General features: G+C 67.0%; 11 protein-coding genes. 9 read left to right on the top strand and 2 right to left on the bottom strand.

The window, feature by feature from the left end:
• Positions 1-8: 8 nt before the first annotated feature.
• Positions 9-668, bottom strand: coding sequence for a response regulator (locus GO999_RS22005; protein ID WP_011004867.1), 660 nt, complete (start codon positions 666-668; stop codon positions 9-11).
• A 685-nt stretch (positions 669-1,353) separates the two neighbouring features.
• On the opposite strand from GO999_RS22005, the gene GO999_RS22000 reads away from it, so the two are divergent.
• The 4 genes from GO999_RS22000 to GO999_RS21985 all read left to right on the top strand — a co-directional run bounded on the left by GO999_RS22000 (position 1,354) and on the right by GO999_RS21985 (position 7,347).
• A complete protein-coding gene (locus GO999_RS22000; RefSeq protein ID WP_249215086.1) occupies positions 1,354-4,950 on the top strand; it encodes a YadA family autotransporter adhesin in 3,597 nt (1,198 codons plus the stop codon).
• A 117-nt stretch (positions 4,951-5,067) separates the two neighbouring features.
• Positions 5,068-6,318: a phosphoadenosine phosphosulfate reductase gene (locus GO999_RS21995; protein WP_019719813.1), complete on the top strand. Its 1,251-nt coding sequence runs from the start codon at positions 5,068-5,070 to the stop codon at positions 6,316-6,318.
• Positions 6,294-6,731, top strand: coding sequence for a GNAT family N-acetyltransferase (locus tag GO999_RS21990; RefSeq protein WP_011004864.1), 438 nt, complete (start codon positions 6,294-6,296; stop codon positions 6,729-6,731). The genes GO999_RS21995 and GO999_RS21990 overlap by 25 nt, the downstream gene beginning before the upstream one ends.
• Positions 6,718-7,347, top strand: coding sequence for an IbrB-like domain-containing protein (locus tag GO999_RS21985; protein ID WP_019719814.1), 630 nt, complete (start codon positions 6,718-6,720; stop codon positions 7,345-7,347). The genes GO999_RS21990 and GO999_RS21985 overlap by 14 nt, the downstream gene beginning before the upstream one ends.
• Before the next feature lie 66 nt (positions 7,348-7,413).
• Here GO999_RS21985 and GO999_RS21980 read toward each other — a convergent pair whose 3' ends face one another.
• On the bottom strand, positions 7,414-8,388 hold the full coding sequence (locus tag GO999_RS21980) for a LacI family DNA-binding transcriptional regulator (protein WP_408004896.1): 975 nt from the start codon (positions 8,386-8,388) through the stop codon (positions 7,414-7,416).
• Between the two features lie 231 nt (positions 8,389-8,619).
• Here GO999_RS21980 and GO999_RS21975 point away from each other — a divergent pair, with 231 nt between their 5' ends.
• From GO999_RS21975 to GO999_RS21955, 5 genes are read left to right on the top strand one after another with little or no spacing between them, the layout of a single operon-like run.
• On the top strand, positions 8,620-10,179 hold the full coding sequence (locus tag GO999_RS21975; RefSeq protein WP_058907983.1) for a D-arabinonate dehydratase: 1,560 nt from the start codon (positions 8,620-8,622) through the stop codon (positions 10,177-10,179).
• A gap of 52 nt (positions 10,180-10,231) precedes the next feature.
• Positions 10,232-11,578 carry an MFS transporter gene (locus GO999_RS21970; protein WP_058907984.1) on the top strand — a complete coding sequence of 449 codons (1,347 nt, stop codon included), beginning with the start codon at positions 10,232-10,234 and terminating at the stop codon, positions 11,576-11,578.
• Positions 11,547-12,341: a 4-hydroxy-2-oxoheptanedioate aldolase gene (hpaI, locus tag GO999_RS21965; RefSeq protein ID WP_020830578.1), complete on the top strand. Its 795-nt coding sequence runs from the start codon at positions 11,547-11,549 to the stop codon at positions 12,339-12,341. The genes GO999_RS21970 and hpaI overlap by 32 nt, the downstream gene beginning before the upstream one ends.
• Positions 12,342-12,374: 33 nt before the next feature.
• On the top strand, positions 12,375-13,460 hold the full coding sequence (locus GO999_RS21960) for a tartrate dehydrogenase (RefSeq protein WP_165592170.1): 1,086 nt from the start codon (positions 12,375-12,377) through the stop codon (positions 13,458-13,460).
• A gap of 31 nt (positions 13,461-13,491) precedes the next feature.
• Entirely contained in the window at positions 13,492-14,973 is a 1,482-nt protein-coding gene (locus GO999_RS21955; protein WP_028862000.1) for an NAD-dependent succinate-semialdehyde dehydrogenase, read from the top strand.
• The last annotated feature ends 198 nt before the right edge of the window (positions 14,974-15,171 follow it).

Here is a 15,171-nt window from a genome sequence, read left to right as displayed (position 1 = left end):
ATTCGCGGCTAGGCCGGTGGCACGCGTCCGCTCAATTCGCGCAGCACGGCCGCCAGTTCAACGTCGTTCTTGACGCCGAGCTTCTTCATTGCCGCGACCTTCTGGTTGCTGATCGTCTTGGGGCTGCGCTTGAGCCGGTCGGCGATTTCTCCGATCGTCAGCCCGTCCGCCGTCATCTGCGCCACGATGACTTCCCGCGTGGAGAGGGCCTCCACGCCCACCATGCCGTGCTTGCCGTAGCGGGCGGAGAGCAGGGCCGCGGACAGCGAACCTGGCACATACAGGCTGCCGCCGGCCACCTTGCGGACGGCGGCTGCCAGGTTGCCGAAATCGGCACGGCTCTTGCCGATGAATCCGGATGCGCCCAGGCCGAGGGTGGCCGAGACGATGGAAGGCGTGGAATGGGCGCTGAGCAGCAGGATCCGCGTGTCCGGCACCAGCCGTCGCAGCCGCTGCAGCAGGTGCAGGCCGTCGGCCTGCGGATCACTTTCGAATTCGTAGTCGCACAGGAGGACGTCCACCGGGTGCTCGGCAAGTTGCTTCAACAACTGCTCGATCGTTTCGCAGGTGAATAGGACTTCGATGTCCGGGTGATCCTTGAGCATGCTGGTTGCGCCAAGGAGGACGATCGGATGGTCATCTGCGATGCCTACCTTGATTCTGGACATGATTTCCCCGCTTTCCGTCTGGTGACTTGCACAAGGCGGCATGATACGCCGGTGAATCTAGCCGGGGGCGCATATCAAGGAAATGAAATTTAGGCAGATGCCCATGCTTCTTTGGGCAGCCGATCATGGGAGGTTGAACCGCTACAAATGAATATCTATGCATGCCAATACACCATATTTGGAGTGCATAGAAATGAACAGAATATTTGTAGATCATCTCCCCTTTTTTTCAAGAACTTTGACAGTAGGTAGCACGCCAGATAATGGCGTTACGTACATTTTTGGCAAACCAAAGGCTGATACCCCTGGCCGGTCGAATAAAGGTGCTGCAGCTTTGTTCGGACTTGCGATCGTGGTTTTCAGCGCCATGCCGCAATACGCTTGCGCAGAAATGTTGTTGCAAAACGATCCGGGAACGAATTGTGGAAGCGTGGGTGATGCATATGCCTGGGCGCGAGGCGATGGGTATTCGGGTTGTAAGGTCGGTTACGAAGCCGCAAAAAATTTGGCAAAGGGCACAGCATTCGGCAATAGCCTGGGTCAACTATCGCCTGGTACGAACATTCTCGTCTACGGGTCGACGCTCCGTGCTGGTATGAATGACGAAGTGACACCCCTCGATTCGATGAATATCGGTGGCCATCTCGACGTATGGGGAGCCAGCGGCTTTCACGGCGGTGTCGATATGAATAATTCCGCCATCAAAAACCTTGCTGACGGCACGCTGTCGGCCACCAGCACCGAGGCGGTGACTGGCAGGCAACTGAACGCCACCAACACGAACATCACCAATCTGCAGAACAGCATCAAGAGCATCAGCAGTTCGGCGAGCCTGGTGCAGCAATCGGCAGCGGGCAAGGACATCACAGTGGCCAAGGACCTGGACGGTGACGCGGTGGACTTCAGCGGCAAGAAGCTGAGCGACAGCACGACGTTCTCGCGCAAGCTGACGGGTGTGGCGGAGGGGGCGTTGTCGGCGACGAGTACGGATGCGGTGAGCGGCAAGCAGCTCTATACGACGAACCAGAACCTGAGCACGACGAACCAGAATCTGGCGGACACGAACAAGAGCCTGGCCGAGACGAACAAGAACGTGTCGGCGACCACGACCAACATCACGAACCTGCAGAACACGGTGAACAACATCAGCAGCGGTTCGGCGGGTCTGGTGCAGCAGTCGGCCGCGGGCAAGGACATCACGGTGGCCAAGGACCTGGACGGTGACGCGGTGGACTTCAGCGGCAAGAAGCTGAGCGACAGCACGACGTTCTCGCGCAAGCTGACGGGTGTGGCGGAGGGGACGTTGTCGGCGACGAGCACGGATGCGGTGAGCGGCAAGCAGCTCTATACGACCAACCAGAACCTGAGCACGACGAACCAGAATCTGGCGGACACGAACAAGAGCCTGGCCGAGACGAACAAGAACGTGTCGGCGACCACGACCAACATCACGAACCTGCAGAACACGGTGAACAACATCAGCAGCGGTTCGGCGGGTCTGGTGCAGCAGTCGGCCGCGGGCAAGGACATCACGGTGGCCAAGGACCTGGACGGTGAGGCGGTGGACTTCAGCGGCAAGAAGCTGAGCGACAGCACGACGTTCTCGCGCAAGCTGACGGGTGTGGCGGAGGGGACGTTGTCGGCGACGAGCACGGATGCGGTGAGCGGCAAGCAGCTCTATACGACCAACCAGAACCTGAGCACGACGAACCAGAATCTGGCGGACACGAACAAGAGCCTGGCCGAGACGAACAAGAACGTGTCGGCGACCACGACCAACATCACGAACCTGCAGAACACGGTGAACAACATCAGCAGCGGTTCGGCGGGTCTGGTGCAGCAATCGGCAGCGGGCAAGGACATCACCGTGGCCAAGGACCTGGACGGTGACGCGGTGGACTTCAGCGGCAAGAAGCTGAGCGACAGCACGACGTTCTCGCGCAAGCTGACGGGTGTGGCGGAGGGGGCGTTGTCGGCGACGAGTACCGATGCGGTGAGCGGCAAGCAGCTCTATGCGACGAACCAGAACCTGGCGAGTACCAACAAGGACCTGGCCAATACCAACACGCGCCTGACGACGGCCGAGGGCAACCTGTCGTCGAACACGACGAGCATCACGAACCTGCAGAACACGGTGAACAACATCAGCAGCGGTTCGGTGGGTCTGGTGCAGCAATCGGCAGCGGGCAAGGACATCACGGTGGCCAAGGACCTGGACGGTGACGCGGTGGACTTCAGCGGCAAGAAGCTGAGCGACAGCACGACGTTCTCGCGCAAGCTGACGGGTGTGGCGGAGGGGGCGTTGTCGGCGACGAGCACGGATGCGGTGAGCGGCAAGCAGCTCTATACGACGAACCAGAACCTGAGTACGACGAACCAGAATCTGGCGGACACGAACAAGAGCCTGGCCGAGACGAACAAGAACGTGTCGGCGACCACGACCAACATCACGAACCTGCAGAACACGGTGAACAACATCAGCAGCGGTTCGGCGGGTCTGGTACAGCAATCGGCAGCGGGCAAGGACATTACGGTGGCCAAGGACCTGGACGGTGACGCGGTGGACTTCAGCGGCAAGAAGCTGAGCGACAGCACGACGTTCTCGCGCAAGCTGACGGGTGTGGCGGAGGGGACGTTGTCGGCGACGAGCACGGATGCGGTGAGCGGCAAGCAGCTCTATACGACCAACCAGAACCTGAGCACGACGAACCAGAATCTGGCGGACACGAACAAGAGCCTGGCCGAGACGAACAAGAACGTGTCGGCGACCACGACCAACATCACGAACCTGCAGAACACCATCAAGAACATCAGCGGCGGCTCGGCGGGTCTGGTGCAGCAGTCGGCAGCGGGCAAGGACATCACGGTGGCCAAGGACCTGGACGGTGAGGCGGTGGACTTCAGCGGCAAGAAGCTGAGTGACAGCACGACGTTCTCGCGCAAGCTGACGGGTGTGGCGGAGGGGACGTTGTCGGCGACGAGTACCGATGCGGTGAGCGGCAAGCAGCTCTATACGACGAACCAGAATGTGTCGAAGTTGTCGGCGAACGTCACGGACGTGAGTGATAGCGTCACCAACATCAAGAACACGATGAACACCATCGTGAACGGCGGCGGGCTCAAGTACTTCCACGCGAACTCGACGCTGGACGATGCGCAGGCGATGGGCCTCGAGTCGATCGCGTTCGGCGGCGCGGCCGTCGCGGCCGGTATGAACTCGATGGCGATGGGCGGCAATGCCCGGGCGATGGCGGGCAACGCTGTGGCCTTGGGCGCGGGTTCGGTGGCGGACCGCGCGAACACGGTGTCGGTGGGCTCGGCGGGCAAGGAGCGCCAGATCACCAACGTGGCGGCCGGTACGGCGGACACGGATGCCGTGAACGTTGCCCAGCTGAAGGCGGCCGGCATCATCAACGGCAGCGGCAGGACCAACGCCACGGTGACGTACGGCACCAACGCAGACGGCTCGGCGGACTACGGCAACGTGACGCTGGGCGGCGGCAACGCGCCGGCCGGCACGGCGATCCACAACGTCGCGGCCGGCACGGCCGAGACCGACGCGGTGAACGTCAGGCAGATGAACGCGGCCATTGCCAGCGTGCAGAAGGTGAGCAACACCAACGACCCGATGTTCGCGGCGGACGGCGACCGCGCTGTCAAGCGCGCGAGCGCCAAGGGCACGCATGCCACGGCGATGGGTGCCGCGGCCAGCGCGGGCGGCGACCAGTCGGTCGCGACGGGCCACAACGCGCAGTCGGGCGGCGACAGCTCGGTCGCGATGGGCGCGAATGCGAAGGCGACGGCGAATCATGCGGTTGCCGTGGGCTCGGGTTCGGTAGCGAACCGCGCGAACACGATGTCGGTGGGCTCGGCGGGCAACGAGCGCCAGATCACCAATGTTGCGGCCGGTGTGCAGGGTACCGATGCGGTCAACGTGAGCCAGCTGAGCCAGGCGGTCTATGCGGCCGTCGGCGATCTGCCGGCGGGAACGACGGCCAGGCAGTACACGGATGAGCAGATCGGCATGGTGCGGCAGGGGATCAACCAGGTGGCGCGCGGCGCTTACAGCGGTATCGCAGCGGCGACCGCGCTGACGATGATTCCGGACGTCGATCAGGGCAAGTCGATCGCGATCGGTATCGGCAGCGCGACCTACAAGGGCTATCAGGCGGTTGCGCTGGGCGCCTCGGCACGCATCTCGCACAACCTGAAGGCCAAGATGGGCGTGGGCTACAGCAGCGAAGGCACGACGGTCGGCATGGGCGCGTCGTATCAGTGGTAAGTCCATGTGAACCCGTGGGCCGCTCAGTGGCAAGGTTCGGGCGCCGATCGGCATCCCGCTTCGGCGCGGCGGGCCCCGGGTTCTCCCATATCGCACGGCGCAAGTCGTCCCGATGAGATGAAAAAGAACTACTGCGACACCAATGTCTATGAAGCGGCGAAGGCGCGGCTCCGGCTGGTATTTACGCATTTCACGCAGGTCTGCGTTGCGTTCAGCGGCGGCAAGGACAGTTCGGTCACGCTGCACCTGGCGCTAGAGGTGGCGAAGGAGGTGGGGCACGGGCCGTTGCACGTGCTCTTTCTGGACCTGGAGGGGCAATACCGCGCCACCATCGATCACGTCACGGAGATGCTCAGCCGCGACGACGTGCGCCCATGGTGGGTGTGCCTGCCGATCAACCTGCGCAATGCGTCCAGCGCGCTGGAGCCTTTCTGGTGCGCGTGGGAGCCGGGCCGCGAGGCAGACTGGATCCGCCCGATGCCGACGCATCCGGCGGTGATCAGCGACCCGGCGTACTTTCCCTTCTACCGCTTCCGGATGGAGTTCGAAGCGTTCGTCCCCGCCTTCAATGCGTGGCTGTCGCGCGATACGCCGACCGCCGTCCTGGTCGGCATCCGCTCGGACGAATCGCTCAACCGCTATCTCGCCGTGAAGCGCCGCGCCAAGCTCAAGAAGTGCGCCTGGACGCCGCCGGGCACCGACCGGCCGATTCCCTGGAGCGCGCGCGATCATGCGCGCAGCCGTGCGGTGACCTTCTTCCCGATCTACGACTGGCGCTTCGAAGACCTGTGGCGCTACGTGGCCGAGCGCGGCCTTGCCTACAACCGCCTTTACGACCAGATGTACCGGGCCGGCGTCGCCCACTCGCAGATGCGCATCTGCCAGCCCTACGGCGATGATCAGCGCAGGGGCCTCGATCTCTACCACCGCATCGAGCCGGGCACGTGGTTCCGCGTGGTCCGGCGCGTGTCGGGCGCCAACTTCGCGGCCCGCTATTCGCGGCAGAAGCTGCTGGGGTATCGCGGTGGCCTGGGCCTGCCGCCGACCTTCAGCTCGTGGCGGCAGTACAGCGAGTTCCTGCTGCGCAGCCTGCCGGTGCCGCTGCAGCGGGTCTACGGCCGGCGCATCGATCGGTTCATCGCGTGGTGGGGCGAGCGCGGCTACCCGCTGGCGCGCTGGCCCGACGCAGGCCTGCCCGCGCTGGAAAACCGCAAGAAGCAGCCTTCGTGGCGGCGCATTGCCCTGTCGCTTCTGAAGCAGGATATGGCGCGCTCCCTGTCGTTCGGCTGTGCCCGAGGGGATACCGATGTGCTGACGGCGATGGCATCACGGGCGGAGGCGATATGCGCATCGAATGCAATGTCCTGACGCTGCGGTCGCTCGACGATGAAGCCGCCTTCTTCGCGCTCCTGGGGCGGTTTTTCGCCAGCCCGGGTGTCCGGCGGGCGTGTGGGGGCTATCCCTTGAACGACGGCCCGCGCTATCGCTGGTTCGTGGCCCAGTGCCGGCGTGACGGGCGCGCGCTCGCCTTCATCAGCATCGAAGAACAACCGGGCGTCGTGCGCATCCGCCAAGGCTATGTGCGGCCCGAGGCGCGCGGGCGCGGGCTCTTCCGGGAACTGCGCGGGCGGGTCCTGGCACACATCGAGCAGCTGCAGGCGACGGCGGTCGCGCGCCTGCCCGCGGCGGCCGCCGAACATCTTCAACCCTACGGATTCATCGTCAGCGGCACGCGCGGCCGCTGGGTCATCCTGGAGAAAGCGCCGCATGAAACCCCATGATCTGCTGCCGCGGGCGGAAGCCCTCTTCCGCGAACTCGGTGACATGCCGCTCCCGGAGAGGGTGGCGGCGCTCAACGCGCTGCGCCGGATCCTGCATGCGCACAGCCCGTTTCGCGATGAGCCGACCGACTGCGTGCAATGGGTGCAGGGGGACCTGGTGCATGGCAACACGTACAACCCGAACGCGATCGCGCCGCCGGAGATGGCGCTGCTGGAGCGCTCGATCCGGGCCGATGGCTACACGCAGCCGATCGTCACGCATCGCGCGCCGCTGTATTTCGAGGTGGTGGACGGCTTTCATCGCCAGCGCATCGGCACGGAGTCGGTGGCGATCCGCGCGCGGCTGCACGGCTACCTGCCGATCGTGGCGATCCGGGCCGATCGGGGCGGCGTCGACGATCGCATCGCGGCGACGATCCGGCACAACCGCGCGCGCGGCGTGCACGGCGTGCGCCCGATGACCGAGGTCGTGATCGCCCTGCTGCGCGCGGGGTGGAGCGATAGCGACGTCGCCGCGGAACTGGGGATGGACAGCGAAGAAGTCTTCCGCTTCAAGCAGGTCTCGGGCCTGCCGGAGCTTTTCCGGGATCGCCCCTACTCCATGTCATGGGATTGAGCCGGGAGACTGCGCAGCGCCGCCATCCGGGCGGAGGCGTTCGCCGACGCGACGGTCGCATGCGCTTCAGGCGCTGTCCCGCTCCACCAGCGTGAAGCCGACGTCGACCGTGCGGCGCGCCGCGTCGCCGTGCTCGATGCGCTCGATCAGCAGCGAGGCCGCCAGCTTGCCGATGCCCGTGCCGTCGATGCGGATGGTGGTGAGGGCGGGCGTGGTGTCGCGGGCGAATGCCTGGTCGCCGTAGCCCACCACGCGCAGCTGTGCCGGCACGGCAAGGCCCCGGTGGCCGGCTTCCATCAGCACGCCCAGCGCGAGGATGTCGGCGCCGCAGAACACGGCGTCGATGTCGGGATGCCGATCGAGCAGCTCGCCCAGCGCGCGCCGGCCGTCGCCCAGCCCGGCGGGCGATTCCGCGGCGATCACGGGGATGCCGGCGCTGTTCCCGAACGCCTTCACGAAGGCCTGCGCGCGCGCCTGCGCGCGGCGGTCGTTCGGCGTGATGACGGCGGGGCGTTGCGCGCCGCGCTGCTTCAGATAGCGGGCCGCCGCCTGCCCGACCTTCTGGTGCGAGAAGCCGACCAGCATGTCGAGCGGCGTGCGCGTGATGTCCCACGTCTCCACCACCGGAACGCCGGCGGCCTGCAGCTTCTGCCGCACGCTGGCCGAGTGCGCGACGCCGGTGAGCACGATGCCCGCGGGGCGCCGTCCGACGATGGCGTCGAGCAGCGCGTCTTCGCGCGATTCGTCATAGCCGCTCTGCCCGATCAGCAACTGGTAGCCCGCCGCCGCCAGCTTGGTGGTCAGCGCGGCGATGGTCTCCTGGAACACGCTGCCCGCGATGGTGGGGATCAGCGCGACGATCAGCCGGCTGCGGTTCGATGCCAGGGAGCCGGCCACCAGGTCGGGCGTGTAGCCGGTCTGGCGCACGGCTTCGCGCACGCGCCCGAGCGTGTCGGCCGAAACCAGCTCCGGCGTGTTCAGCGCCCGCGATACCGTGACCTTGGTCACGCCGACCAGCCTGGCGAGATCGCTCAATGTGATGCGCCCGGTGCTTTTGCGCGCGCGGCGCGCGGGGGCGGGCGCGGTTTCTGCGACAGACGCGTTGGAGGATTTGGTCACGGGTGGTTGTCGGCCGGCTAGGGAAAAGGAGGGCTAGCAATTATCGCAAAAGCCGTCTAGGATTGCCCGAATGTTACCGGTTACATAAACCGGTAACATCAAAACCCCACCATCAAGAACGGCTGCACCGAAGACAGCCACGGAGGAGCAAGGATGCTGCAGGCAACCCAGGCCGATCGCGTGACCGACAACGGCCCGCTGATCCGGCTGAACCCGGCCGACAACGTGCTGATCGCCCGCGCGGCACTGTCGCTCGGGCAGCCGCTGTCGCTGGGCGGCGCGACGGTGCGGCTGCGGGCCCAGGTGCCGGCCGGCCACAAGATCGCCGCCTGCCGCATCGCGCGCGGCGAGGCGATCCGCAAGTACGACACCGTCATCGGCCGCGCCGCGCGCGACATCGAGCCGGGCGAGCACGTGCACACGCACAACGTCGAGCTGATCGATTTCGAGCGCGACCCCGGCTTCTGCCAGGATGTGCGCCCCGTCGACTACCTGCCCGAGGCGCAGCGCGCCACCTTCCAGGGCATCGTGCGGCCGGACGGGCGCGTGGCCACGCGCAACTTCATCGGCATCCTGGCCTCGGTCAACTGCTCGTCCAGCGTCATCAAGAACATCGCCGCGTGGTTCACGCCGCAGCGGCTGGCGCCGTTTCCCAACGTGGACGGCGTGGTCGCCTTCGCGCAGACGAGCGGCTGCGGCATGTCTTCGCCGTCGGAGCATTTCGATGTGCTGCGCCGCACGCTGGCCGGCTATGCGCGGCACCCGAACCTGGCCGGCGTGCTGATCGTCGGCCTGGGCTGCGAGCGCAACCAGGTGGCCGATCTGATGGCCTCGCAGGGCCTGGAGACCGGCAAGCTGATGCACACGCTGGTGATGCAGGAGACCGGCGGCACGCGTGCCACCATCGAGGCGGGCATCGATGCCATCCGGAAGATGCTGCCGCAGGCGAACGACGTGGCGCGCCAGCCGGTGAGCGCCAGCCACCTGAAGATCGGCCTGGAGTGCGGCGGCTCGGACGGCTTCTCGGGCATCACCGCCAACCCGGCGCTGGGCGCGGCGATGGACCTGCTGGTGCGCCACGGCGGCACGGCCATCCTGTCGGAGACGCCCGAGATCCATGGCGTGGAATACATGCTGACGCGCCGCGCGGTGTCGCCCGAGGTCGGCCAGAAGCTGCTCGACCGCCTGGCCTGGTGGGAGCGCTATACGCACGGCCACAACGGCCAGTTCAACGGCGTGGTGGGCCCGGGCAACCAGCAGGGCGGCCTGGCCAACATCTTCGAGAAGTCGCTCGGCTCGGCCATGAAGGGCGGCACCACGCCGCTGCAGGCCGTCTACGAATACGCCGAGCCGATCGACCGCGCCGGCTTCGTCTTCATGGATTCGCCGGGCTACGACCCGGTCGCCGTGACGGGCCAGATCGCCAGCGGCGCCAACCTGATCTGCTTCACCACCGGGCGCGGCTCGATGTTCGGCTCCAAGCCCGCGCCCACCCTCAAGCTCGCCAGCAACACGCCGATGTTCACGCGGCTGGAGGAGGACATGGACATCAACTGCGGCCGCATCCTCGACGGCGAGCGCTCGGTGGAAGCGATGGGGCAGGATATCTTCGAACACATCCTGCGCGCTGCCTCGGGCGAGCGCACCAAGAGCGAATTGCTCGGTCTGGGCGATCATGAATTCGTGCCCTGGCATATGGGCATCGTGAGCTGACGCCTCGACGCGCGGCCCGACAGAACGACATCACACATACAGGAGACCAACCATGCAGGACACCCCACAACGCGGACAGCGCTCCAAGGTGCGCTGGCTCGTCGCCGGCCTCATGTGGGCGGCGATCGCCATCAACTACATCGACCGCACCGTGCTGTCGGCCGCCGCGCCGCACATCCAGAAGGAGTTCCACCTGAGCGCGGTGGAGATGGGCATCGTGATGTCGGCGTTCTTCTGGTCGTACGCGCTGCTGCAGCTGCCGGCGGGCATCCTGGCCGACCGCTTCGGACAGAAGAAGGTGCTGGGCTTCGCGGTGCTGTGGTGGTCGCTGGCGACGGCGGTGACGGGGCTGGCCACCGGCTTCAAGTCGCTGGTGGGCCTGCGCGTGGCGCTGGGCGTGGGCGAGGCGGGGGCGTATCCCAGCAATGCCGGCATCACGTCGCGCTGGTTCCCCAAGCAGGAGCGCGCCACCGTGGCGGCCATCTTCGACAGCGGTTCCAAGCTCGGCAGCGCGATCGCCCTGCCGCTGATCGCATGGCTGCTGGTGACGTTCGACTGGAAGATCACCTTTACCGTGGCCGGCTCGCTCGGCATCGTCTGGTGCGTGGTGTGGGCGCTGGTGTTCAGGGATTCTCCGGCCGAGCACGAGGGCGTGAACGCGGCCGAGCTCGCGCACATCCAGAAGGGCCTGCCGCCCGCGCGCGGCGCCGATGCGCCGGCCATGCCCTGGACCAAGCTGCTGACGCACCGCAACGTCTGGGCGATGTGCATCGGCTTCTTCATGATCAACTACAACTCGTATTTCTTCATCACCTGGCTGCCGACGTATCTCGTCAAGGAGCGCGGCATGGGGCTGATGGAGATGGGCTTCATGGCTTCGCTGCCGCTGTTCGTGTCGATGTTCGTGGAGGTGTTCGCGGGCTGGGCGTCGGACCGCGTGTATGCGTCGGGCAAGCTGTCGCTGACCGCCACGCGCAAGCTGTTCCTGGTGATCGGCCTGGTGATGGCGTCGAGCATCGGGCTGGCGGCGTTCGCGCAGTCGGCGGTGGTGGCGGTGATCCTGCTGTGCATCGCCAAGTCGGGCACCACGGTGGCGGCCTCGCAGGTGTGGGCGCTGCCGGCGGACGTGGCGCCGGGCAACACGGTGTCGATGGTGGCCGGGCTGCAGAACAGCGTCTCGAACATGGGCGGCGTGGTCGGCCCGATCGTCACCGGTGCCATCGTCGGCGCCACCGGCTCGTTCATTCCGGCGCTGGTGTTCTCCGCCGCGCTGATCGGCCTGGCCATCCTCAACTACCTCTTCCTGCTCGGCAAGGTCGAACCCATCGCCTTCGAGCCCAACACCACAACCCTGAATCCGAATTCGCATGGACGAAGCAATGCAGACGCCCGCGCCTAACCGCTTCAAGACGTCGCTGGCCGCCGGGCAGCGCCAGATCGGCTTCTGGCTGGCGATGAGCGACCCCTACCTGGCCGAGGTGAGCGCCACCGCCGGCTTCGACTGGCTGCTGATCGACAGCGAGCACGCGCCCAACGACCTGCGCAGCATCCTCGCGCAGCTGCAGGCCGTGGCCCCGTACCGCGCCGAGCCCATCGTGCGCCCGGTCAACGGCGACCCGGCCCTCATCAAGCGCCTGCTCGACATCGGCGCGCGCACGCTGCTGGTGCCGATGGTCGATACGCCGGAGCAGGCCCGCGAGCTGGTGCGCGCGGTACGCTATCCGCCGTACGGCATCCGTGGCGTGGGCAGCGCGGTGGGCCGCGCCTCGCGCTGGAGCGCCCGCACCGACTACCTGCACATTGCCGACGACGAAGCCTGCCTGCTGGTGCAGGCCGAGACCGTGACGGCGCTGGAGAACCTCGAGGCGATCTGCGCGGTGGAGGGCGTGGATGGCGTGTTCATCGGTCCGGCCGATCTGGCGGCGTCGATGGGCCATCGCGGCAACGCGGGCCATCCCGACGTGCAGCGCGCCATCGACGCGGCGATCCGCACGATCATCGCGTCGGGCAAGGCGGCGGGCACGCTCACCTCCGATCCGGCGCTGGCGCGCCACTACCTGGACCTGGGCTGCACCTTCGTCGCCACCGGCATCGACATCCTGCTGTTCGCCAACGGCGCCCGCAAGCTGGCGCGCGAGTTCCTGGCGCCGCAGCCGGCATAACGCTTTTTTCTCCTCTTCCAACACGTAATCGACATGACCCGCAAGACGTACCGGATCGCCGTGATCCCCGGCGATGGCATCGGCCGCGAAGTGATGCCCGAAGGCCTGCGCGTGCTCGATGCCGCCGCGCGCCGTTTCGGCATCGATCTCGAATACCAGCACATCGAATGGGCCAGCTGCGACTACTACCTGCAGCACGGCCGGATGATGCCCGACGACTGGAAGGCGCAGCTGCAGGGCGCGGACGCCATCCTCTTTGGCGCGGTCGGCTGGCCCGCGACCGTGCCCGACCACATCTCGCTGTGGGGTTCGCTGCTGAAGTTCCGCCGCGAGTTCGACCAGTACATCAACCTGCGCCCGGTGCGCCTGTTCGAGGGCGTGCCGTGCCCGCTCGCCAACCGCAAGCCCGGCGACATCGACTACTACGTGGTGCGCGAGAACACCGAGGGCGAGTACACCTCGCTCGGCGGCATCATGTACGAAGGCACCGACCGCGAGGTGGTGATCCAGGAATCCGTGTATTCGCGCAAGGGTGCGGAACGCCTGCTGAAGTTCGCCTTCGACCTCGCGCGCAGCCGTGCGCGCAAGCACGTGACGCTGGCCACCAAGAGCAACGGCATCGCCATCAGCATGCCCTGGTGGGACGCGCGCGCCGACGAGGTGGCCGAGCACTACCCCGAGGTGACGCTGGACAAGCAGCACATCGACATCCTCACCGCGCGCTTCGTGCTGCAGCCCGGGCGCTTCGACGTGGTGGCCGCGACCAACCTGTTCGGCGACATCCTCTCGGACCTGGGCCCCGCGACCACCGGCACCATCGGCCTCGCGCCCTCGGCCAACCTGAATCCGGACCGCACGTTCCCCTCGCTGTTCGAGCCGGTGCACGGCTCGGCCCCGGACATCTACGGCAAGAACATCGCCAACCCGATCGCCATGATCTGGTCGGCGGCGCTGATGCTGGATTTCCTCACCGAGGGGCAGGGCGCGGGCCGCGCGGCGCACGACGCCATCGTCGCGGCCATCGAGGCCGTGCTCAAGGGCGGGCCGCGCACGCCTGACCTGGGCGGCTCGGCCAACACCACGCAGGTGGGCGAGGCGATCGCCTCGCACCTGGCCTGATCCCGATCCGACGCATTCAAGGAGCCGACCGATGGCCCTCACATTCGACCAGCTCCGCCACACCGGGCTGATCCGCACCGACAACCTGATCGACGGCCGCTGGAGCGCCGGCGCCGACGGCGCGCGCTACGCCGTCACCGACCCGGCCACCGGCAGCATCATCGCCCAGGTGGCCGACAGCAGCGCCGCCGATGCGCGCGCCGCCACCGATGCCGCCGCGCGTGCCCTCCCGGCGTGGCGCGACACGCTGCCGGCCGAGCGCGCCGCCATCCTGCGCCGCTGGCATGCGGCCATCGTCGCCAACGCCGATGCGCTGGGGCGGCTGATCTCGCTGGAGCAGGGCAAGCCCTTTGCCGAGGGGCGCGGCGAGGTGATGTACGGTGCATCCTATGTGGCCTGGTTCGCCGACGAAGCCACGCGCATCTACGGCGACCTCATCCCGCAGCAGCAGCGCGGCAAGCGCATGAGCGCGATCAAGGAGCCGATCGGCATCGTTGCCGCCATCACGCCGTGGAATTTCCCGCTGGCGATGATCGCGCGCAAGATCGCGCCTGCGCTGGCGGCGGGCTGCACGGTGGTCGCCAAGCCGGCGGAGGACACGCCGCTGACCGCGCTGGCGCTGGCCCAGCTCGCGCAGGAGGCGGGCCTGCCTCCGGGCGTGCTGAACATGATCGCCGCCTCGCGCGAGCGCGGCGTGGCGGCGGTGGCGGATTGGCTGCAGGACGGCAGGGTGCGCAAGATCACTTTCACCGGCTCCACGCCGGTCGGCAAGCACCTCGCGCGCGAATCGGCGGGCACGCTCAAGAAGCTGTCGCTGGAGCTGGGTGGCAACGCGCCGTTCATCGTGTTCGACGATGCCGACCTCGATGCGGCCATCGCGGGGCTGCTGTCCGCCAAGTTCCGCAACGGCGGCCAGACCTGCGTGTGCCCGAATCGCGTCTACGTGCAGGCCGGCGTGTATGACCGCTTCGCCGCCATGCTGGCCGCACGGGTTTCGGCGCTGAAAGTCGCGCCCGCCACCGACCCCGACGCGCAGATCGGCCCGATGATCAACGCCCGCGCCGTCGACAAGATCGAGCGCCACGTGCAGGACGCCGTCGCACACGGCGCCCGCGTGCTGGCCGGCGGCAAGCGGTTGCCGGAAGTTGGCACGCACTTCTACGCGCCGACCGTGCTGGCGGACGCCCACCCCGGCATGGCGCTGTGCGGCGAGGAGACCTTCGGCCCGGTGGTGCCGCTGTTCCGCTTCACCGACGAGGCCGAAGCGGTGCGGGCCGCCAACGACACGCCGTTCGGCCTGGCCGCGTATTTCTATTCGCAGGATGTGCGCCGCATCGACCGTGTCGCGCACGCGCTGGAGGCGGGCATCGTCGGCATCAACGAAGGCGCGCTCGCCAGCGAGGCTGCGCCGTTCGGCGGCGTGAAGGAATCGGGCTACGGCCGCGAGGGCTCCAAGTACGGGCTCGACGACTATCTGTCGATCAAATATCTGTGCCAGGGCGGGTTGGCCTGAGTTTCACCTCCCGGCATGGCGGACGGGAACCGTGCGACGCATGCCGCACGGCGCCGCGCCGGCGCATGCCGGGAGCTCGCAACAGGGTCAGGTTCATCGGGGCCGGCGGCACGCCACGCCGGCCCGCGGAGCGGTCGGTCGGGCGGGTCACGAGGGCGGGTCCGTTGAGGAAAGTTGAGGGTGTCCGGGATACCGGGG

Source organism: Ralstonia nicotianae (genome assembly GCF_018243235.1).
GTDB classification, from domain to species: Bacteria; Pseudomonadota; Gammaproteobacteria; order Burkholderiales; family Burkholderiaceae; genus Ralstonia; species Ralstonia nicotianae.
This window is presented reverse-complemented; position numbering and strand designations above follow the sequence as displayed.

Excerpts from the sequence above, each read along its gene's own strand:
- GO999_RS22005 (WP_011004867.1), bottom strand. The coding sequence starts at position 668 with ATGTCCAGAATCAAGGTAGGCATCGCAGATGACCATCCGATCGTCCTC.
- GO999_RS22000 (WP_249215086.1), top strand. The coding sequence starts at position 1,354 with ATGAATAATTCCGCCATCAAAAACCTTGCTGACGGCACGCTGTCGGCC.
- GO999_RS21995 (WP_019719813.1), top strand. The coding sequence starts at position 5,068 with ATGAAAAAGAACTACTGCGACACCAATGTCTATGAAGCGGCGAAGGCG.
- GO999_RS21990 (WP_011004864.1), top strand. The coding sequence starts at position 6,294 with ATGCGCATCGAATGCAATGTCCTGACGCTGCGGTCGCTCGACGATGAA.
- GO999_RS21985 (WP_019719814.1), top strand. The coding sequence starts at position 6,718 with ATGAAACCCCATGATCTGCTGCCGCGGGCGGAAGCCCTCTTCCGCGAA.
- GO999_RS21975 (WP_058907983.1), top strand. The coding sequence starts at position 8,620 with ATGCTGCAGGCAACCCAGGCCGATCGCGTGACCGACAACGGCCCGCTG.
- GO999_RS21970 (WP_058907984.1), top strand. The coding sequence starts at position 10,232 with ATGCAGGACACCCCACAACGCGGACAGCGCTCCAAGGTGCGCTGGCTC.
- hpaI (WP_020830578.1), top strand. The coding sequence starts at position 11,547 with ATGGACGAAGCAATGCAGACGCCCGCGCCTAACCGCTTCAAGACGTCG.
- GO999_RS21960 (WP_165592170.1), top strand. The coding sequence starts at position 12,375 with ATGACCCGCAAGACGTACCGGATCGCCGTGATCCCCGGCGATGGCATC.
- GO999_RS21955 (WP_028862000.1), top strand. The coding sequence starts at position 13,492 with ATGGCCCTCACATTCGACCAGCTCCGCCACACCGGGCTGATCCGCACC.